Below are 19288 nucleotides of genomic sequence, written 5' to 3' on the forward strand. Positions count from 1 at the left end.
CTTGCGACGAGTTAAACGTTGTTAATTTTCACCGCCGTACCCGGCGCGGCGCCGCCCTGTTTGTCACACTCGCGCCCAATAAATACGCAGCGCGCACCGACAGCGGCAACGCGTCAGTCACAGCGAACACCTGACAGTCAGTAGAACCCTCATTGCACTGCCGGACAATCCTGAGGAATATGCTCGGAAACCGCGTACTAGACGGATGCAAGCAGGAGTGACCCGTTGACCCTTTCCCCCGAACAGGCCGTGCAGTTCGGCCCTTACCGGATCTATCCCGGACAACGTCTGATCCTGGAAGGCGACCAGCCCCTGCGCCTGGGTCGGCGTGCCATGGACATTCTGTTGATCCTGCTGGAACACGCCGGGAACGTGGTCAGCAAGCAACAATTGATCGCCCGGGTCTGGCCCAAAAGCGTGGTCGAAGACATCAATTTGCGCGTGCACATGGCGGCGCTGCGCAAGGCGCTGGGGGACGGCCAGGCGGGGCAGCGCTACATCGTCACCGTGGCCCAGCGGGGTTACAGTTTTGTCGCGCCGTTTTCCCTGGAGTCCATCGCGCAAACTCCCGATGCGCTCGAACCACAACGGCACAACCTGCCGGTGCGCCGCACCCGCCTGATCGGCCGTCAGCCGCTGGTGGACAGTGTGGTCACGCACCTGGCTCGCCAGCGATTCATTACCCTGGTCGGCCCCGGCGGTATCGGCAAGACCACCGTGGCCCTGCGGGTGGCCGAGCAACTGATCGGACACTACCGCGACGGCATTCGCCTGCTGGACCTCGCCCCGCTGACTGACCCGGCGATGATCACCGCGCACCTGGCCACGCTGCTGAACCTGGCCCTGCACGACGGCGAGCCGATGCGCGATCTGGCGACCTGCCTGCGCGAGCGGCAGATGCTGCTGGTGATAGATAACTGTGAACACCTGATCGATGCGATTGCGCTGCTCTGTGAAAGCATTCTGCGCAGTGCGCCGCAGGTGCATATCCTGGCCACCAGTCGCGAGAGCCTGCGGGCCGAAGGTGAGTACGTGCAGCGTCTGGAATCCCTCGACTGCCCGCCGCCGATCGCGGTGCTGGATCGCGCCCAGGCCCTGAGTTTTTCTGCGCTGCAATTGTTCGTCGAGCGCGCGATGGCCAGCCACGACAGTTTCGAATTGAGCGATGCGGAACTGCCCCTGGCGATTGAGATTTGCCAGCGTCTGGACGGCATTCCGCTGGCCATCGAACTGGCGGCGGCGCAAGTCGCCCACCTCGGCATCAGTGGTTTGCACACGCAACTGCAAGGCAGTTTTCGCCTGCTGACCCAAGGCAGTCAGGCCACGTTGGGCCGACACCAGACCTTGCGCGCAACGCTGGACTGGAGCTTCGAACTGCTCAGTGCCTGCGAGCAAACCTGCCTGCGCCGCCTGGGGATTTTCAGGGACAGTTTCACCCTGGAGTCTGCGGCGGCGGTGATCATCGGTGAGCACATCGAGCCTGACGTAGTGTTTGCCTCGATCACCCAACTGGTGGCCAAGTCCTTGCTGAACGTGGAGGTCGGCGACGAAGAGGTGTTCTATCGCCTGCTCGACACCACCCGCAGCTACGCCCTGGAAAAACTGCATCTGGCCGGCGAACTGCCGGACACCCGGCAACGGCATGCCAAGCGCTGCCTGGCTTTGATGGACCAGGCCCAGGACGACTGGGAGAAAACCCCAACGCACCTGTGGATCGAGCGTTACGCCCGAAGCCTGGAAGACATTCGCGTCACCCTCGAATGGGGCTTGCACGCGAACGGGCCGCAGGCGCTGGCGATCCGTCTGACCGCCACGTCGATGCCGCTGTGGCAGGAACTGTCGCTGCTCAAGGAACACGGCGTTTACGTGCGCCGGGCCCTGGCCTTGCTCGAAGCCGCCGCCGAGCCCTGCCCTCACCTGACCATCGCCCTCAAGCTTGCCCTGGGCAGTTCCTGCTACCACGCCCAGGGCGGCACCGCCGAAACCGTCGACGCCTTCGTCAGCGCCCGGACCCTGGCCGAACGCTGCAACGATGTAGCCGGTCAGTTGCGGGCGGTGTCCGGGCACATGGCGGTCAATCTGTGTTGCGGCAACTACCAGATGGCCCTGGAGCAAAGCCGCCAGTTCGATCAATTGGGTGTACAGGGCGACCCGCTGTTGTCGCTCAGCACCCACCGTTTGCAGGTGCTGGCCCAGCACTTTTCCGGGGATCAGCCACGGGCGCGGGACAACGCCGAGCAGGTCATCCAGCGCATGACCCAGAGCGGCCACCTCAACCGCTTCACCCACGGTTTTGGCGTGCAGTACGACCAGAGCGTCGCCGCCCTGACCATTCTGGCGCGCATCCTCTGGCTGCAAGGCCACCCGGAACAAGCCTGGCGTACCGCGCGCCAGGCGCTGGACATTGCGCTGCAGATCAACCACGGCACGTCGATCTGCTACACCCTGGCGCTGGCCGGGTGCGTGATCGCCCAGTACAACGGCGACAGCGTTACCGCCCGCGACCTCCTGCGTCTGTTGCTGGAGCAGGCGCAGAAGCATTCGGTGCTGCTGTTTTACAACTGGGCGCGGCAATACGCGCAGGTGATCGAAGGTGTCGAGGGGCCGCTGCCCGCGCAGCCGAATGCCGGGTTGGTCAAAGAGATCATGCTGACGCTCAACGCAGGCGTTGCGGATGAGGCCCTGCTGGCGCGGGCGGAAAGTGGCGCGGCGGGTTGGAGCACGGCAGAGATTTTTCGGGCCCGAGGCGATGCGCTGCTCAGCGAAAAGCGCCCGGACGAGGCCGAGGCCGTGCTGCTCAAAGCCTTGGCGGTGGCGAAGGATCAAGGCGCGCTGGCCTGGGAGCTGCGCAGCGCGACGTCGCTGGCGCAGCTTTGGCAGCGTCAGGGGCATTGCCGGCGAGCCTATGAGCTGCTGGCGCCGATCTATGGGCGGTTCACTGAGGGTTTTGCCACGCCAGACCTGACGAAAGTCCGGCGCCTACTCGATGAGCTCGACGGGCAATTGCGCCCCTGAGATCCAGCGCGCCCGGCTGTTGTAGTGCGCATGACTGAGTTCCAGCGCGTGCAGGTGGCCACTGTTTTCGAGTTTCTCCAGGGCATAGGTGCGTGTGGTGTTGAGGAAGCGATAACGCGGTGTGCCGTTGACCTCCTCGACCGCCAGCAGCGATTTGCGCGCCAGTTGTTCGACCATGGCCAACAGGTGCATGGGCGGCAACACCGCACAACTGATCACGCCAATCGCCGCGTCGAGGGTGAAAGCCATTTTGAACACCGCCAGATGCTGCAACACCCTTTGCTCCAGCGGGCTCAGGCGCTCATAGCTCCAGTCCAGCGCAGCCTTGAGAGTCTGGTGGCGCGGCACGGCGGTGCGCCGGCCCTGGGTCAGCAACTGGAAGCAGTTGTCCAGTTGCGCTTGCAGGCCCACCAGCGCCAAGGCGTCGATTTGTGCAGCGGCCAGTTCGATGGCTAGCGGCAACCCGTCGAGTCGGCGGCAGATGTCGCGCACGGCTTTGAGATCTTGTTCGCGCAAGGTGAAACCCTGCTGCCGGGCGCGGGCGCGGCTGACAAACAGTTGCACCGCCGAATAGCCCATTGCCTCAGCCACGCTGTACAACGCCGACGCCGGCGGCACGGTCAGGGGTGGCAGGCGCAACACGGTTTCGTCCAGGGCTTGCAGGGGTTCGCGGCTGGTGACGAGGATCGACAGACGTGGCGCCGTGGCCAGCAAGTCCTCGACCAGCGTGCGACAACGTTCGAGTAGGTGCTCGCAGTTATCGAGCACCAGCAAGGCATGCCGGGAGCTCAAACCTGTGTCGAAGGCCAGGGTATGCGTCAGGTGATCGACCACCTGCGCCGGGTCGTCAATGCGCGTCAGGTCAATCAACCAGACCCCATCGCGATAGTGCTGCAACAGCAACTCGCCGACGCGCAACGCCACGGTGGTCTTGCCGACACCGGCCGGGCCGACCAGCGTCATGAAGCGGCGCACCGGCAACTGGCGCACGACGCTACCGACGATCGAGTCTCGACCGGTAACCGGCGTCAGCCGCGCCGGCAGGTTGTGCAGGGGTGGGTGCACGCTGTCGCTGAACACCAGCGTACCTTCCAGCGCCCGCAGCACCGGGGCGATGAAACTGTAGCCGCGCTGGGGAATGTTGACGATGTAGCGCTGGCCGTTCTGGCCATCGCCCAGCGCACGACGCAAAGCCGCAATGTGCACCCGCAGGTTGATCTCTTCGACCACCGACGTCGGCCAGACCCGGGCGATCAATTCGTCCTTGCTGACCACCTGCCCGGCACGCTCGACCAGCACCTGCAAAATGTCCAGCGCCCGCCCGCCCATGCGCAGCGGCCGATCCCCTTCCAGGATCAGCCGTTGGCTCAAGTGGAACGCGTAGGGGCCGAATCGCAGCACCGCATCGCTGTTTAGATCTGTAAGGCTGTTCATGCACGTTTACGTGCTGAAGACCGGGTTGGGCTCAAGGTACTGAAAGGTCCATCGCACACGTCCAACCAGGCTCCTGCATCTCCATCGCAAAGAGTTCACCGGTATCTTGGCAGGCCTCGATGAACGTACAACGACTGCACAGGGAGCGTTACGGACATCGCGGTGCGCAGAACGGACACAACAGCTCTAGCTGAACTGTTCGCGGTACTGCGCGGGGGTCAATCCGAGTTTCTCGCTGAATAGAAAGCGCATATGACGCACGCTGCCGAAGCCGCTTTTATAGGCCACGGTCTTGAGCGGCGCTTCGCTGGTTTCCAGCAGTTGCCGGGCGTGGTCGATGCGCGCGCTTTGCAGGAATTCCATGGGTGTCATGTTCACTTCCCGGGCAAACAGCCGGGCGAAGTGGCGTGAACTCATGTTCGCCAGGCTCGCCATGCGTTCGATGCTGAAGGCTTCATCGAGGTGTTCAAGCACGTAGTTCTGCACGCGGGTGATCGGCGTTTCGTGAGGTGCGACGGTGGCCATCAACGGACTGAACTGCGCCTGCCCGCCCTGGCGTTTCATCACCACCAGCAACACCTTGGCCACGTCCTGGGCAACTTTTTTGCCATGGTCCTGGGCGACGACCGCTAATGCCAGGTCGATGCCGGCGGTGACGCCGCCGGAGGTGATCAGGTTGCGGTCCTCGACGTAGATCTGATCGGTCTCGACCTTTGCCTTCGGAAAGCCCTTGATCAGGCGTTCGGTGTAGTGCCAGTGGGTGGTCACACGGAAACCGTCGAGCAACCCGGCATGCCCGAGCATGAAGGCCCCGGTACAGATCGAGCCATAACGCCCGGCGCGGGCCACGGCCCCCGGCAACCAGGCCAGCAAGGGTTGGGGTTTTTCGTTATAGGCGCCGGGGCCACCGGGGATCAGCAACAGGTCATAGCGTTCGCTGGCCTGATCGATGTGTACGTCGGCCTGGACGTTGACGCCGTTGGATGCGCGCAACGGACCGTGCTCGGTGCCGATGGTCGACAGCACGTAGTGATCGTCCGGTGGCAGATAACGGTTGGCGATGGAAAACACCTCCATCGGCCCGGCCATGTCGAGCAGCAGAAAGTTGGGGAACAGCACCATTGCCACGGTTTTCATGGGTTCAACATCATCGAAGTCATAAAAAGAGAATATTCCCGCTACCTGTTAACACCGCCTTCCCCTGTAGGAGCGAAGCTTGCTCGCGAAGGCGGTTTGATAGCCAACATCATTGGTGAATGTCAGGCCGCCTTCGCGAGCAAGCTTTGCTCCTACGCGGTTGTGTGGTTGGCATTATGGCCAAGTGTGGCGGTTGTGTCGGGGGAGATTACGTGAACGGCCCCACAAAACTGTCAACCTGAGAGGGACAGTATTTCAATTTTCATCTACTTATTGCGCCAGCCAGTAACTATTAACCTTCTCCTCACTCGGACGAATTCACGTCCTGACAGGAGATTTCATCATGCTGACCCTTCGCAAAGCCTCGGATCGCGGCGCGGTCAATCACGGTTGGTTGAAGTCGTTCCACACCTTTTCCTTCGCCAACTATCGCAACCCGAAAGAGCAGGGTTTTTCCGACCTGTTGGTGATCAACGATGACCGCGTGGCGGCGGGCAAAGGCTTTGGCCAGCACCCGCACCGGGACATGGAGATCTTCTCCTATGTGCTCGAAGGCGCGCTGGAACACAAGGACACCCTGGGCACCGGTTCGGTGATCCGCCCTGGCGATGTGCAATTGATGAGCGCCGGCAGCGGCGTGGCGCACAGCGAGTACAACCACTCGGCCACCCGTGGCGTGCACTTCCTGCAAATCTGGATCGTGCCTCAGGTCAGCGGCGCCAAACCGCGTTATCAGCAAGAGCACTTCAGCACCCAGAAAAAACGTGGGCGCCTGCAACTGATCATCTCCCCGGACGGGGCCAAGGGTTCGCTGACGGTGCGTCAGGATGCGCGGGTGTATGCCGGGCTGTTCGACGGCAAGGAAAGCGCGACGCTGGAACTGGCGGCCAATCGTTACGCTTATGTGCATGTGGCGCGCGGCAGCGTTGAACTCAATGGCATGCAACTGCAGGAAGGCGATGGCGTGCGGGTTCGGGATGAGCAGCTGTTGAGCTTGAGCAATGGCGTGGATGCCGAAGTGTTGGTGTTTGACTTGCGGCCGCAGGAACTGCCGCAAATGCCATGATCCTCAGATGAGGTAAAGTCGCGGCGACTACAACACCTGTGGCGAGGGGGCTTGCCCCCGTTGGACTGCGCAGCAGTCCCCTTCTTGGGGCCGCTTCGCGACCCAACGGGGGCAAGCCCTCTCGCCACAGGTTTTGTGTTTGCCAACGATTAATCACCCGTGCCGGAAAACCCGGCGACGATTTCATCAATCACCGCCCTCACCCGCGCCGTATGCCGCAGATCCGCATGGGTCACCAGCCACACGTCATAGGGCACCGGGCGCGTGCGCTCCGGCCATAACCGCACCAGCCCATCCCGCTCGCCCATGTACACCGGAATCTCGCCCACCCCGATCCCTGCTGCGATGGATCGACGCACCAGCAACCCAGACCCCAGACTTGAAACAATCCGCCCACGGGTCAGCGGTTCCGACACCAGAGTCATTTCTTTGTTGCCCGCCAGATACGGCTGGTACACCACCAGATCATGCCCTTCAAACGCCGAACCCGGCTCGGGCACGCCATGGGCGTCCACATAGCCTTGGGAGGCAAACAGCCCCACCGGCCAACGGGCGATGCGTCGGGCGATCAGGTCCGGGTTGTCCGGCCGGGCGTTGCGCACCGCGATGTCGGCTTCGCGCTTGGCCAGGCTGATCATTTGCGTGGACGCGTCCAGTTGCACCCGTACATCCGGGTGTTTGTCGTGCAACCGGGCAATCGCCGGGATCAGGAAATCGATCGCCAATGAATCGGTGGTACTGACGCGGACGGTCCCGGTCAGCCGGTCATCCAAACCCTGGATTTGCCGCTGCAACTCCAACGCCGACACCTCCATTTTTTCCACGGCCTGCAACGCCGCTTCGCCCACCGCCGTCAGCGCATAACCTTCGGAGGTCCGCAGGAACAACGTCGCGCTCAGGGACTTCTCCAGCGCCGTGACCCGCCGCCCGACCGTGGCCTGATCGACCCCCAGCACCCGCGCCGCGCCGCGCAATGTCGATTCGCGGCACACCGCCAGAAACACCCGCGCATCATCCCAATTCATAGCGTTCTCCTGCCGCTGCATATACGCATCACTGTAGCGCGAAATCGCTGCATTACTGCATCAATAAACCTCGATAGGCTGAAGGCCAGAGATAACCTCACAGGACCACTCTCATGCACAGCACATCAACCACCCGCCCCAGCGCGATCTGGCTGCCGATCTTCGCCGGCCTCTGCGCCAGCCTGGTCAGCATTGGCCTGGCGCGTTTTGCCTACACGCCGCTGATTCCAGCGTTGATCCAGGCGCAATGGTTTTCCGCCAATGACGTGGTGTACCTCGGTGCCGCCAACCTCGTCGGTTACCTGATCGGCGCGCTGATCGGTCATCCACTGGCGCGCCGCGTGGGCAACAGTAGCGCCCTGCGCCTGATGATGCTCGCGGTGACGCTGTCGTTTTTTGCCTGTGGCTTTGCGTTGTCGGTGAGCTGGTTCTTCGGTTGGCGCTTGCTGTCTGGGGTGGCCGGTGGCGCGATCATGGTGTTGGTGGCGGCGACCGTGCTGCCCCATGTGCCGGTGTCCCGTCGGGGCTTGGCCAGCGGTGCGATTTTTCTCGGCATCGGTCTGGGCATTGCCGGTTCGGGGACGATTGTGCCGCCGCTGTTGAGCCTGGGTTTGCAGAACACCTGGTTCGGCCTGGGTTTGCTGGCCCTGGTGCTGACCGCCGCGAGCTGGTTTGGCTGGCCGACCACCGCACCGCAACACGCGGCACCGGTGAACAGCGACAGCGTGAAGTCACCAACCCCGCCAGCCCTTTACCTGTTGTTCGCCCAGTACGCTTTCATGGCGGCCGGGCTGGTGCCGGCGATGGTGTTCCTGGTGGACTTCGTCGCTCGCGGCCTCGGCGCCGGGGCGCATGTAGGTGCGCTGATCTGGGTCATGTATGGCCTGGGGGCGATTGTCGGGCCGGTGAGCTATGGTTTTCTCGCCGACAAACTCGGCGCACGGTTGAGCATTCGGATTGTGCTGGTGGTGCAGGCGATTGCCCTTGCTTTGCTGGCAGCTTCCAGCTCATTCCTGGGCTTGGCGCTTCTGGCGGTGATCCTCGGTTCATTCCCGCCGGGCATCGTGCCGCTGGCGCTGGCTCGGGTGCATGAACTGGTGCCCAACCATCATCAACAGCAAATCGCCTGGAGCCGCGCCACGGTGTCGTTTGCCACGTTCCAGGCCCTGACCGGGTTTGCCTATTCGGCGATTTTCAACGCCAGTGGCGGGCATCACGCGTTGTTGTTTGTCATTGCCTGCGGGGCCATTGTGGTGGCATTGGTTTTGGAATTGGCGATGCGGTTAACCGCCAGGATCAAAGATCGCAGCCCTCCCCCTGTAGGCGCTGCCGAGAGCAACGAGGCTGCGATCTTTTGATCTTCGACCACAACTCACGGTCCCACCTGATAACCACCTTCCCCAACAGGAACCCAAAAATGACCCTGCCCCAAACCATGACCCTCATCGAAATCACCCAACCCGGTGGCCCTGAGGTCCTGCAACCGAAAGACGTGCCGATGCCCACGGTCGCCGCCGGTGAAGTGCTGATCCGCGTCCACGCCGCCGGGGTCAATCGCCCCGACGTGATCCAGCGCGCCGGCAAGTACCCGATGAAACCCGGCATGAGCCCGATTCCCGGCCTGGAAGTGGCGGGTGAAGTGGTCGCCATCGGCAAAGGGGTCAGTGAGTTTGTGTTGGGCGACAAGGTCTGCGCCCTGACCAACGGCGGCGGCTACGCGCAGTATTGCGTCGCCCCGGCCAGCCAGACCCTGCCGATTCCCGATGACATGGACTGGATTCAAGCCGCCGCCATCCCGGAAACCTTCTTCACGGTCTGGGCCAACCTGTTTGAAATGGGCGGCGCCAGCAAAGGCCAACGCGCGTTGATCCACGGCGGCACCAGCGGCATCGGCACCACGGCGTTGATGCTCTGCCGCGAGTTCGGTGTCGAGGCATTCGCCACCGCCGGCAGCGAGGAAAAGTGCGACGTGATCCGTAAGCTGGGGGCCAAGGCGATCAACTACCGCGATCAGGATTTCGCCCAGGTCATCGCCGAAAAAACCGCCGGCAAAGGGGTGAATGTAATCCTCGACATCATGGGCGGCTCGTACTTCAACAGCAACGTGGCAGCCCTGGCCATGGAAGGTCGGCTGGTGATGCTCGGCTTCCTCGGCGGCGCCCATGCCGACGGTGTCGACCTGCTGGCGATCATGGCCAAGCGCGCGATCATCACCGGCTCCCTGCTGCGCTCACGCACCCAGGAAGAAAAAGCCGCCATCGCCCAGGGCCTGTATGAATACGTTTGGCCGGTGCTGTCGGCCGGGCGTTGCCTGCCGATGATCGACAAGGTCTACCCGTTCACCGACGCCTCGCAAGCCCATGCGCGGATGGAGGCCGGCGATCACATCGGCAAGATCGTTTTGAAAATGGATCAGTAACCCTCGCCCGCCGACTGCGCGCCACCGATGATCGCGATGCCGGAGCTGCTGCCCAGACGGGTGGCGCCGGCCTCGATCATCGCCAGTGCAGTCGGGTAGTCGCGTACACCGCCCGAAGCCTTGACGCCGATGTCCGCGCCCACGGTGCGGCGCATCAGCGCGACATCTTCGACGGTGGCGCCGCTGCGGCTGAAACCGGTGGAGGTCTTGACGAACGCGACGTTCAGCTCGCGACAGATTTCGCAGGCCTTCACTTTCTCGGCGTCGGTGAGCAGGCAAGTTTCCAGGATCACTTTCAACGGCACACTGCCGCAGGTCTGTTTGACCTGGGCAATGTCGTCCTGCACCTCGGCGAACAAGCCGTCCTTCAGCCAGCCGATGTTCAACACCATGTCGATCTCGCCAGCGCCGGCGGCAATCGCCCGCTCGGCTTCGAAGGCCTTGGTATCACTCAAACCGGCGCCCAGCGGGAAGCCGATCACCGCGCAGACCTTAACGTTGTGGCCTGCCAGGCTCTGCGCGGCAAGAGGCACTTGCCCGGAATTCACGCACACCGAATAGAAACCATGCTCTGCGGCCTCTCGGCACAGGGTAGTGATTTGTTCGCGGCTGGCGTCCGGCGCCAGCAAGGTGTGATCGATGTACTGCGCCAGTGCCTGGGGTGGGAGATGGGCCATCGCAAAAAACTCCTGTTTGTATATTCAAATGCCCCTGCGCCACAATCGAGGATCATTTGCGCAAAAACGTTACAAAACTCACAATTAATGTTACTTAAATAACATCAACAATCAACCCCGGAATGCCTGTGGACAGTAAAAAAGCCGAGCGTCTCAAGCTGATTCAACAAGCCCTGCAAGACCAGAGCGCCATTCACCTGCGCGAAATGGCCGCGTTGCTGGACGTGTCGGAGATGACCCTGCGCCGCGACCTGACCAAGTACACCGACCACTTGCGCCTGCTCGGCGGCTACATCACCAAAATCCACGACGGCAACGAACCGGGCGATTACCGCGTGGCAGAACAGGACACCCGCCACGTCGAGGAAAAACGCCGCATCGGCAAACTCGCCGCACGGTTTATCCAGCCCGGCGACACGGTGTTTTTCGATTGCGGCACCACCACGCCATTCGTGGTGGACTTCATCCCTGATGAGCTCGAATTCACCGCCGTGTGCAACTCCCTGAACGTGCTGCTCAAACTCTCGCAAAAGCCCAACTGCCACATCGTGGTGTGCGGTGGCACGTTCCACCGCAAGAACCAGGTGTTCGAGAACCAGACCGAATTTGGCATCCTCGACAGCGTGCGCCTGACCTGGGCCTTCGTCTCCGCCGCCGGGGTCAGCCAGGACTTCGGCGTGACCTGCTTCAATTTCAATGAAGTGGAGGTCAAGCAGAAGGTCCTGCGCCAGGCGCAACAACGCTTGTTGCTGGCCGACCACAGCAAGTTCGACACCGTGCGCACCGCGCATTTCGCCGCCCTTGAGGATTTCCAGTACGTGGTCAGCGACAAGAAAATCCCCAAGGCTTACCGCGATGCCATCGAGGCCAGCGGCGCACAGTTGATTATCTGATCAAGGCTTGTTGCTCGGCCTGATTCAGATAACCGGTGGTGACCTTGAACGCCGCCGTCTCCCCCGACGCCAAGGCGCGCACATGGCCCTTGGCGGATTCGGCGCGATAGCCTTCCGGTTCGCAAGTGGCGGGCAAGATAAACGCCGCCACTTGCTGATCGGCGTTGTGCAGGATCCAGCGTGCAGCGTGGTCGAACTGGTCGGGCCGATAACGGGTGTAGAACGCGGCGCCGTCCGGGTGGCTCAGCAGGAAATGTGCATCGCCGTTGGCATCGGCCTTTACGCCGTCGAAGAAAAATACGATCTCCGGGTCGTAAAGCTCCGGCTGATCCAGGCAGCGGAACTGCTCCGGCTCCAAGGCCAACTGCTCCATGTAGCGGCTCCAGGCCGGTGTCGGCTTGACGTGGGCCGGCACGCTGCTGCGCAGGCGCACCTTGTCAAATCCCAACGGCTCGATAAACCGTGCGCCTTCGACGTAGGCGTAATTCATGTGGGCCATGTACATCAGGTCCATGGGTTTGCCGGCCAGGTTGGTCACGGTCATCGCGATATCGAACAGACCTGAATCAGCACGCAAAGTGACACTCGGGCTGGCGAGGTAGCGGTCGCCAAACCCCTGCGCATATTCGTATTCGCCGCCCAATCGCAGGAAGGGGCCGGCGCTGTCTTCACCGACGTCCAACCAGGCGCGATCCATTGCCGCACAGGGCATTTCGCCGTGCAGCGGATGGTCGTCCTCAGGCGTCGGACAACCGTTGCGCAGCAGGCCGCTGTGGAACATGAAACAGCCGTAGGTGCCAATTACCGTCGGGCTCGGTTTGGGCTGGCTGAACAGGTTGCTCATGGTCAGGTCGCAGCCGTCGAACACCGCATCCCAAATCATCTGGCCCTGATACGGCAGCACCACCAGTTTTCCACGGCTGTTGGTCAGTTCCAGCGCCAATACACCGCTGGGATAGATGCTGGCGCTGACGGTGAAACGCTCTGATTTCAACAGTACCTTTGGCGCCTCGCCAAACAGCGCCGGATAGAGATTGATCCGCGTGCTCATGAGGTCACCGCCGCACCCACCGGTGCCCGTTCGCTGGTGGAATGACGCAGACAACGCACGGCGTAGGCGACGATCACGATGAAGCACAGCAACGGTACGCTGTAGGCCAGTTGCATGTTGCCGCCGCTGTAATCGGAGAGCAGGCCCTGGAAGATCGGAATCACCCCGCCACCGACAATGCTCATCACCAGCAGCGAACCGCCGACGCCGGTGTCTTCACCGAGGCCATCGATGGTCAGGCCATAAATGGTCGGCCAGCACGGGCCGAGGAACACGCTCACGCCGACCGCTGCATACACCGCGGTGATGTTCGGCACCAGAATCGTGTAAGCCAGCAACACAATGCACAGCACGCCATACACCGCCAGCACCTTGGCCGGGTGCAGTTTGCGCATCAGCACGTTGGCGATCAGTTTGCCGATGAAGTACGCGGCGAAGGTCGTCAGCAAAAACCACGAGGCGCTGCGCTCGTTCATCCCGCCCAATTGCATGGCCAGGCGAATGGTGAAGCTCCACACCCCGACTTGCGCGCCGACGTAGAGAAACTGCGCCAACACACCGAAGGTGAAACGCTTGTTGCCCCACAGCCGCGACAGGCTCTGGCCGAGGCTGGCGGTTTTCTTGCTGGCGGTCTGCACGCCTTTACACGCCGGAAAACGGGTGATGGCGATCAGGATGAACATCAGCACCAGCACCGCGATCATCCATTTGTACGGCAGCAAGGTGGACTGGATCATTTGCAGCTGCTGCACCGCCGCGTCCGAGGCGCTCATTTGCGTGAGCTGCTCGCGGGTGGCGTCGGTGTCCTTGAACATCACGAAACTGCCGACATACACCCCAGCCATGGCGCCGAACGGGTGGAAGGTCTGGGAGATGTTCAGGCGCCGGGTGCCGGTTTCCCGTGGGCCCATCAGCGTTGAATAGGTGTTGCACGCGGTTTCGAGGAACGACAGCCCCGCCGCGATCACGAACAGCGCCAGCAGGAACATGCCGTACTTGGCCGTCGATGCTGCCGGGAAGAACAACAGGCAGCCCAACATGTACAGCATCAGGCCGATGAGGATGGTGGTCTTGTAGCTGAAGCGCCGAACCACCAACGCCGCCGGGATCGCCACGAAGAAGTAGCCCAGGTAAAACGCCGACTGCACGAAGGCAGTCTGGAAATCGCTGAGCAGGAAAGCTTTCTTGAAATGCGCGATGAGCACGTCGTTCATGCTCGCGGCCGCCGCCCACAGCGCGAAGATGCTGCACAGCAAGATGAAGGCGAACCATGGCGTGCGGTTCAGGTAGAAACCATCGGGCGTCTGTTGGAGCGGAGGCTTTGTCATTGTTGTTCTCCGGGTGGGGTTTTAAAGGGTGCCGAATGGGCGCTGGAATGCTGCGAACGCGCTGGCGTCCGGGTAGGAAGTCTGGGTGCCGAGACCGGTGACCGAGCACGCGGAATAGGCCACGGCCTGGGTCATGGCGGCGCGGATATCGCGGTCGCGGCTCCAGTGCTGGATGAAGCAACCGATGAAGGCATCGCCGGCGCCAGTGGTATCGCGGGCGTTGACGCGCAGGCCGGGAATCTGGAACTCGCCCTCCTCGCCGACGTACAGCGCGCCTTGTTGGCCGAGGGTCACGATCACGTGGCGAATGCCGCTGGCGACCAGGGTCTTGGCGGCTTTCAACGCGGACTCAGGCGAGTCGACGGTTTGGCCGCTGATCAGCGCCAGTTCGGACTCGTTGGGCACCAGGAAATCCAGTTGCGCCAGGTGTTCACGGCTCAGGCCCGCCAAGGCCGGTGCCGGGTTGAGCAGCACCGGGATGCTGTGTTCGCGACCGAATTCGATGGCGTGGTAGACGGTTTCCACATTGATTTCGAGCTGCAGCACGATCAGCGAACACTCGCGCAGGGCTGGCGCGGCGGCGTCGATATCCGCCGGGGCGAGATGGGCGTTGGCGCCTTTGACAATGAGGATGCTGTTGTGGGAATCGGCCTGGACAAAGATCGGCGCCACGCCGCTGGACACACCGGGCACACGCTGCACGTAACGGGTGTCGATGCCAAAGCGCTGGAAATTGGCCAGGGTGTTGTCGGCAAACATGTCGTCGCCGACCTTGGTCAGCATCAACACATCCGCCCCCAGCTTGGCCGCCGCCACCGCCTGATTGGCGCCCTTGCCACCGCAACCGAGGGCAAAACCCGGCGCTTCCAGCGTCTCACCCTGGGCCGGCATGCGGTCGATGTAGGTGATCAGATCCACCATATTGCTGCCGATGACTGCGATCTTGCTCATTGCTATCCCACCTTGATACGGCTTGCCTGACTGACGTCGGCGCTGTTGTTTTGTTATTTAAATAACATTTGGTGTGATTATTCAATCTTTTTTATTGAGCGAGTAGACAAGCAAAGACGAATGGCTTTGCGCCAATTCACTTGTAGGAGCGAGGCTTGCCCGCGAAGGCGGTGTGTCAGGCGACATCGATGCTGACTGTCCCGACGCCTTCGCGGGCAAGCCTCGCTCCTACAGGGGACTTGCGGCGAATGATCCTGCAACACACACGACCATCGAAATAATTCCCCTCCCCCACGCGCATCTGTTAAAACCCGTGCTTTCCCCTGATCGACTGGACTGCTGGATGCTTACTCCCCTCATGAGCCACTTGCGTCGGCGCTGGTTTTCATCGTTGTGCATGGCGCTGCTAATTGTCGGTTTGCCGGCGAGTTGCGGCGTGCTCAAGTACAAAGAGCGCGAGTTGCTGTTTCGGATCGAGCCGGGCACGGCCGGGTGGTATCGCGGCTTGCCGCAGGACGTTCAGGAATTCGACATCAAGCCTGCCAGCTTCAAGGGCAATCAAAACCTGCATGCCTGGTGGTGGCCGGCCGCGCGCCGTGATGCGCCGTCGATCCTCTATTTGCACGGTGTGCGCTGGAACCTCACCGGCCAGGCGTTTCGCATCGAGCAATTGCGGGCCATGGGCTATTCGGTGCTGGCCATCGACTACCGCGGGTTTGGCCAGAGCAAGGGCGATCTGCCGTCGGAAGCCAGCGTCTACGAAGACGCCCGGGTCGCCTGGGAGCGCTTCAAGGCGATGCAACCGGACCCGAACAAACGCCTGATCTACGGTCACTCGTTAGGTGGTGCGGTGGCCATTGACCTCGCGGCAGACCTGGCCACGCAGGCGAAAAAGGATCACGTCGCGGTGCCGGTGCGCGGGCTGGTGATCGAATCCACCTTCACCACGCTGGGGGATGCCGTCGCGCAAGTGGCCGACGAAAACCTGCCAGTGAAATCCCTGCCGGTGCGCTGGCTGCTGTCACAGAAATTCGATTCCATCGACAAGATCACCGACATCGACATGCCCTTGCTGGTGGTCCACGGTCTGGCCGATGCATTCATGCCGTCGCGCTTCAGCCAGCAGTTGTTCAACGCCGCCAACGAGCCGAAGCGCCTGTTGTTGATACCCGGCGGCACGCACAACAACAGCATGAGCCTGGGTGGCAGTCAGTATCGCCAGGCCATCGACAACCTGATGAAAGCCAAGCCGGCACAGGTCGCCGGGCCAACAGTTACTCAAGGTGCCCGCAAGGCCTAGCGATAACCCCGCGCCTGCAAATCGAACAGCTGCGCATAACGCCCGCCCGCCGCCACCAGGCTGTCGTGATCGCCACGCTCCAGGATCGCGCCCTGATCCAGCACGATGATGTGGTCGGCGTTGCGCACACTGGAAAAACGGTGGGAGATCAGCAGCGTCATGCGGCCCTGGGTGTGCTCGCTGAAATGCGCAAACACCGCCGCTTCCGCCGCCGGGTCGAGGGCCGAGGTCGGCTCGTCGAGGATCAGGATGTCGGCATCACGACGCATGTAGGCACGGGACAAGGCAATCTTCTGCCACTGCCCGCCAGACAGTTCCTGGCCCCCGGCAAACCAGCGTCCCAGTTGCGTGGCATAACCGCGATCCAACCCTTCGATAAACGGCGCGGCCATGCCTTCGGCCGCCGCTTCTTTCCAGCGTTGTTCATCGTCGAAGGCCAGGGTGTCGCCAACGCCGATGTTCTCCCCCACGGAGAACTGATAGCGAATGTAGTCCTGGAAAATCACCCCGATACGCCGCCGCAACGCGTCCTCTTCCCAGTCTTGCAGGTCGCTGCCGTCCAGCAGGATGCGCCCTTGATCGGGGCGATACAGCCGGGTCAGCAGTTTGATCAGCGTGGTCTTGCCCGAACCATTCTCACCCACCAGTGCCACGCTTCGGCCCGGCACCAGGTGCAAGTCGATGCCCTCCAGCGCCGCACGACTGGCCTCTGGATAACGAAAACCCACGTTCTCGAAACGCAGCCCATCGCCGGGCACCACACCCACGGTCAAATGGCCGGTATCGCTGACCACCGGTTCGGCCAGGTATTCGTAGAGGGCCGACAGGTAAAGGCCATCCTCGTACAGACCACTGATCGCGCTGAGGCTACTGCTGACGGCGGTTTGCCCCTGTTTGAACAGCACCAGGTACATGGTCATCTGCCCGAGAGTGATCTGGCCATGCACGGAGTCGACCACGACCCAGGCATACGCCAGGTAAAACGCCCCGGTGCCCAGCAGCCCAAGGACAAAACCCCAGCCATCGCGGCGCAAGGTCAGGCGTCTGTCTTCGGCGTAAAGCCGCTTGAACGTGTCGCGATAACGCTTCAACAGCAAGGGCGCAAAGCCGAACAGCTTGACCTCTTTGATGTAACTCTCATGGGACAGCAGCGTTTCGATGTAGCTCTGTTGCCGACTCTCCGGCGCGCGCCGGGTGAACAGCCGAAACGCATCCCCGGAAAAATGCGCCTCGGCAAAAAACACCGGCAACGCACCGACCACCAGCAACACCAGCGCCCACGGCGAAAAATGCACCAGCAGCACGCCGAAACTGATCAGCACAATCAGGTTCTGGATCAGCCCCAACGACTTCATCACCAACGCCAGCGGCCGGGTCGAAGCTTCGCGCCGCACCCGCACCAACTTGTCGTAGAACTCGGAGTTCTCGAACTGCACCAGCGATAACGTCTGGGCCTTCTCCAGAATCAGCGTGTTGACCTTCTGCCCCAACTGCACCCGCAACAGCGACTGCTGCACCGACAACGCCCGTTGCGTCCCGGACAACAACGCCAGCACACCCGCCTCAAACAACACATAACGCACCACCGGCCACAACGGCGCACTGCCCTGCTGCGCGTGTAACTGCATGGCGAACACCACCGCGTCGACTATGCGTTGGCCGAGCCAGGCGGCCAGTGCGGGGAGCACGCCAGCGATCAGGGTAGCCAGGACCAGGCCGAGGAATAATCCGCGGGAGGTGCCCCAGACCAATTGCAAGGCGCGTTTTGCCTGGTCGAGCAGAGCGGCGAAACGGTTAACTGCCGCGCTCATTCAGCACACTCCGCCGGGGGCTTGGAGGATTCGCCCTGAAACCGCGCCCGATACCGCCCCGGACTCTCCCCCGTCCACTTCTTGAACGCTCGGTGAAACGCACTCGCCTCCTGAAACCCCAGCTGCTCGGCAATATCCCCAATGCTCGCCCTGCTTTCACGCAACCGCTCAAACGCCACGCCGCGCCGTACTTCGTCCTTGATCTCCTGATACGAACAGCCCTCGCGCTCCAGTTTACGGCGGAAGGTGCTGGGGCTCAGGTGTTGTTCCAAAGCGAAGGCTTGCAGGGTCGGCCATTGGCTGTAATGGCTGTTGCGCAGGCGCTGATGAACTTGGGACGCGAGGCCGTGCTGGTTGCGGAAGCGGATCACCAGCCACTGCGGCGCGGTGCGTAGAAACACTTTCAAGGAGGCCAGGTCTTGAACCACAGGCAGACGCAGGTAGTGGCTGGCGAATTCGATTTCGGTGCGTTCGGCGCCGAAGGTCAGGTTGGGGCCCCAGAGCAAACGGTCGTCACTGAGGGAGACGCGGGCATGGCGAAAGTCGGCGCGGTCGATGGGGATGCGCCGTCCGCCGAGCCAGCACAGCAGGCTGATCATCAAGACCAGGAAGGTTTCTTCGCCCAGGCGGCTGACATCGCTGTCGGTCGAGCCGGTTTGCAGGCTGATCACCGCACGTTTGCCGCGCACGGTCAGCGTGCCGCGAAAGTCGCTGAGGAACAGGGCGAAGTTGGCCAGGCATTGGCGCAGGGCTTTGTGCAGGTCGGGTTCCTGAATCAACGCTCGGCAGATCAGGGCGAAACTGCCCGGCGGCATGCCGTGGCGGTCGAGACCGAAGAATTCGTCGTCGAGTTCGCGAATCTGGATCAGCCACAACGCGGCAAAGGCGCTGGCCGGCACCCGAGCGCTGGGCTGGTCGAGCAGCGCCGGGGCGATATTGGCCTGTTGCAACACCGCCGTCAGGCGCTGGGGGTTGTCCGCCAGCCGATGGATCATCGCCCGCACGAAGTAGGCCGCCACTGAATCCGTTTCCCGCATGTGAACGCTTTGCTCCCCATTGCCTGACTGGCAAAAAACACCAGTGCCGTTGAACAGTTGTGGCATAGGACAAGCGCCCTGCCCGCTCTAGACTCGCGGCCATAGTACGCCTTCGGCCGTTGTGGCGGCCAAGGTATCGACGGG

General features: G+C 62.2%; 15 protein-coding genes. 6 read left to right on the forward strand and 9 right to left on the reverse strand.

Annotated elements, in window-relative coordinates; genetic code table 11:
• The first annotated feature begins 225 nt into the window (after positions 1–225).
• Complete coding sequence (locus tag FQ192_RS11510; RefSeq protein WP_149658735.1) at positions 226–3015, forward strand: winged helix-turn-helix domain-containing protein; 2790 nt, start codon at positions 226–228, stop codon at positions 3013–3015.
• On the opposite strand, the gene FQ192_RS11515 is transcribed toward FQ192_RS11510, so the two are convergent.
• Together FQ192_RS11515 and FQ192_RS11520 are read right to left on the reverse strand one after the other, a co-directional pair.
• The gene (locus FQ192_RS11515) at positions 2980–4449 is read right to left on the reverse strand and encodes a winged helix-turn-helix domain-containing protein (protein ID WP_149658736.1); all 1470 of its coding nucleotides are present in this window, start codon (positions 4447–4449) and stop codon (positions 2980–2982) included. The two genes, FQ192_RS11510 and FQ192_RS11515, sit on opposite strands and share 36 nt — an antisense overlap.
• A gap of 186 nt (positions 4450–4635) precedes the next feature.
• Positions 4636–5586, reverse strand: coding sequence for a GlxA family transcriptional regulator (locus tag FQ192_RS11520; RefSeq protein ID WP_149658737.1), 951 nt, complete (start codon positions 5584–5586; stop codon positions 4636–4638).
• Between the two features lie 343 nt (positions 5587–5929).
• Here FQ192_RS11520 and FQ192_RS11525 point away from each other — a divergent pair, with 343 nt between their 5' ends.
• Positions 5930–6652, forward strand: a complete 723-nt coding sequence (locus FQ192_RS11525; protein WP_149658738.1) for a pirin family protein — start codon at positions 5930–5932, stop codon at positions 6650–6652.
• Between the two features lie 149 nt (positions 6653–6801).
• Here FQ192_RS11525 and FQ192_RS11530 read toward each other — a convergent pair whose 3' ends face one another.
• Positions 6802–7677 (reverse strand): LysR family transcriptional regulator, encoded by an 876-nt coding sequence (locus FQ192_RS11530; RefSeq protein ID WP_149658739.1) that lies wholly within the window; start codon positions 7675–7677, stop codon positions 6802–6804.
• Between the two features lie 113 nt (positions 7678–7790).
• On the opposite strand from FQ192_RS11530, the gene FQ192_RS11535 reads away from it, so the two are divergent.
• Both FQ192_RS11535 and FQ192_RS11540 read left to right on the forward strand, forming a co-directional pair.
• Entirely contained in the window at positions 7791–9035 is a 1245-nt protein-coding gene (locus FQ192_RS11535) for a YbfB/YjiJ family MFS transporter (RefSeq protein WP_149658740.1), read from the forward strand.
• Between the two features lie 59 nt (positions 9036–9094).
• Entirely contained in the window at positions 9095–10096 is a 1002-nt protein-coding gene (locus tag FQ192_RS11540) for an NAD(P)H-quinone oxidoreductase (RefSeq protein WP_149658741.1), read from the forward strand.
• Here the strand turns inward: FQ192_RS11540 and deoC are convergent.
• Positions 10090–10773, reverse strand: coding sequence for a deoxyribose-phosphate aldolase (gene deoC / locus FQ192_RS11545; RefSeq protein ID WP_149658742.1), 684 nt, complete (start codon positions 10771–10773; stop codon positions 10090–10092). The two genes, FQ192_RS11540 and deoC, sit on opposite strands and share 7 nt — an antisense overlap.
• 128 nt (positions 10774–10901) lie before the next feature.
• Between deoC and deoR the strand changes: the two genes are divergently transcribed.
• The gene (gene deoR / locus FQ192_RS11550; RefSeq protein WP_149658743.1) at positions 10902–11666 is read left to right on the forward strand and encodes a DNA-binding transcriptional repressor DeoR; all 765 of its coding nucleotides are present in this window, start codon (positions 10902–10904) and stop codon (positions 11664–11666) included.
• Here the strand turns inward: deoR and FQ192_RS11555 are convergent.
• The 3 genes from FQ192_RS11555 to rbsK are packed head-to-tail and all read right to left on the reverse strand — an operon-like array spanning position 11659 to position 14996.
• Positions 11659–12717, reverse strand: coding sequence for an aldose 1-epimerase family protein (locus FQ192_RS11555; protein ID WP_149658744.1), 1059 nt, complete (start codon positions 12715–12717; stop codon positions 11659–11661). The genes deoR and FQ192_RS11555 overlap by 8 nt on opposite strands.
• A complete protein-coding gene (gene fucP / locus FQ192_RS11560; RefSeq protein ID WP_149658745.1) occupies positions 12714–14045 on the reverse strand; it encodes an L-fucose:H+ symporter permease in 1332 nt (443 codons plus the stop codon). The genes FQ192_RS11555 and fucP overlap by 4 nt, the downstream gene beginning before the upstream one ends.
• Before the next feature lie 21 nt (positions 14046–14066).
• Complete coding sequence (gene rbsK, locus FQ192_RS11565; protein ID WP_149658746.1) at positions 14067–14996, reverse strand: ribokinase; 930 nt, start codon at positions 14994–14996, stop codon at positions 14067–14069.
• 343 nt (positions 14997–15339) lie between these two features.
• Between rbsK and FQ192_RS11570 the strand changes: the two genes are divergently transcribed.
• Positions 15340–16296 carry an alpha/beta hydrolase gene (locus FQ192_RS11570; RefSeq protein WP_149658747.1) on the forward strand — a complete coding sequence of 319 codons (957 nt, stop codon included), beginning with the start codon at positions 15340–15342 and terminating at the stop codon, positions 16294–16296.
• Here FQ192_RS11570 and FQ192_RS11575 read toward each other — a convergent pair.
• Positions 16293–18107: an ABC transporter ATP-binding protein gene (locus FQ192_RS11575; RefSeq protein WP_149658748.1), complete on the reverse strand. Its 1815-nt coding sequence runs from the start codon at positions 18105–18107 to the stop codon at positions 16293–16295. The genes FQ192_RS11570 and FQ192_RS11575 overlap by 4 nt on opposite strands.
• Positions 18104–19144, reverse strand: a complete 1041-nt coding sequence (locus FQ192_RS11580) for an AraC family transcriptional regulator (RefSeq protein WP_149658749.1) — start codon at positions 19142–19144, stop codon at positions 18104–18106. Before FQ192_RS11580 ends, FQ192_RS11575 begins: the two co-directional genes overlap by 4 nt.
• Positions 19145–19288 lie beyond the last annotated feature (144 nt).

It is taken from the genome of Pseudomonas sp. ANT_J12, assembly GCF_008370045.1.
Taxonomy (GTDB): domain Bacteria; phylum Pseudomonadota; class Gammaproteobacteria; order Pseudomonadales; family Pseudomonadaceae; genus Aquipseudomonas.

Bases quoted from the DNA above. Each gene is read 5' to 3' on its own strand.
- FQ192_RS11515 (WP_149658736.1), bottom strand. From the start codon at position 4,449: ATGAACAGCCTTACAGATCTAAACAGCGATGCGGTGCTGCGATTCGGC.
- deoC (WP_149658742.1), bottom strand. From the start codon at position 10,773: ATGGCCCATCTCCCACCCCAGGCACTGGCGCAGTACATCGATCACACC.
- fucP (WP_149658745.1), bottom strand. From the start codon at position 14,045: ATGACAAAGCCTCCGCTCCAACAGACGCCCGATGGTTTCTACCTGAAC.
- rbsK (WP_149658746.1), bottom strand. From the start codon at position 14,996: ATGAGCAAGATCGCAGTCATCGGCAGCAATATGGTGGATCTGATCACC.
- FQ192_RS11520 (WP_149658737.1), bottom strand. From the start codon at position 5,586: ATGAAAACCGTGGCAATGGTGCTGTTCCCCAACTTTCTGCTGCTCGAC.
- FQ192_RS11555 (WP_149658744.1), bottom strand. From the start codon at position 12,717: ATGAGCACGCGGATCAATCTCTATCCGGCGCTGTTTGGCGAGGCGCCA.
- FQ192_RS11580 (WP_149658749.1), bottom strand. From the start codon at position 19,144: ATGCGGGAAACGGATTCAGTGGCGGCCTACTTCGTGCGGGCGATGATC.
- FQ192_RS11570 (WP_149658747.1), top strand. From the start codon at position 15,340: ATGCTTACTCCCCTCATGAGCCACTTGCGTCGGCGCTGGTTTTCATCG.
- FQ192_RS11575 (WP_149658748.1), bottom strand. From the start codon at position 18,107: ATGAGCGCGGCAGTTAACCGTTTCGCCGCTCTGCTCGACCAGGCAAAA.
- FQ192_RS11530 (WP_149658739.1), bottom strand. From the start codon at position 7,677: ATGAATTGGGATGATGCGCGGGTGTTTCTGGCGGTGTGCCGCGAATCG.
- FQ192_RS11535 (WP_149658740.1), top strand. From the start codon at position 7,791: ATGCACAGCACATCAACCACCCGCCCCAGCGCGATCTGGCTGCCGATC.
- FQ192_RS11525 (WP_149658738.1), top strand. From the start codon at position 5,930: ATGCTGACCCTTCGCAAAGCCTCGGATCGCGGCGCGGTCAATCACGGT.
- FQ192_RS11540 (WP_149658741.1), top strand. From the start codon at position 9,095: ATGACCCTGCCCCAAACCATGACCCTCATCGAAATCACCCAACCCGGT.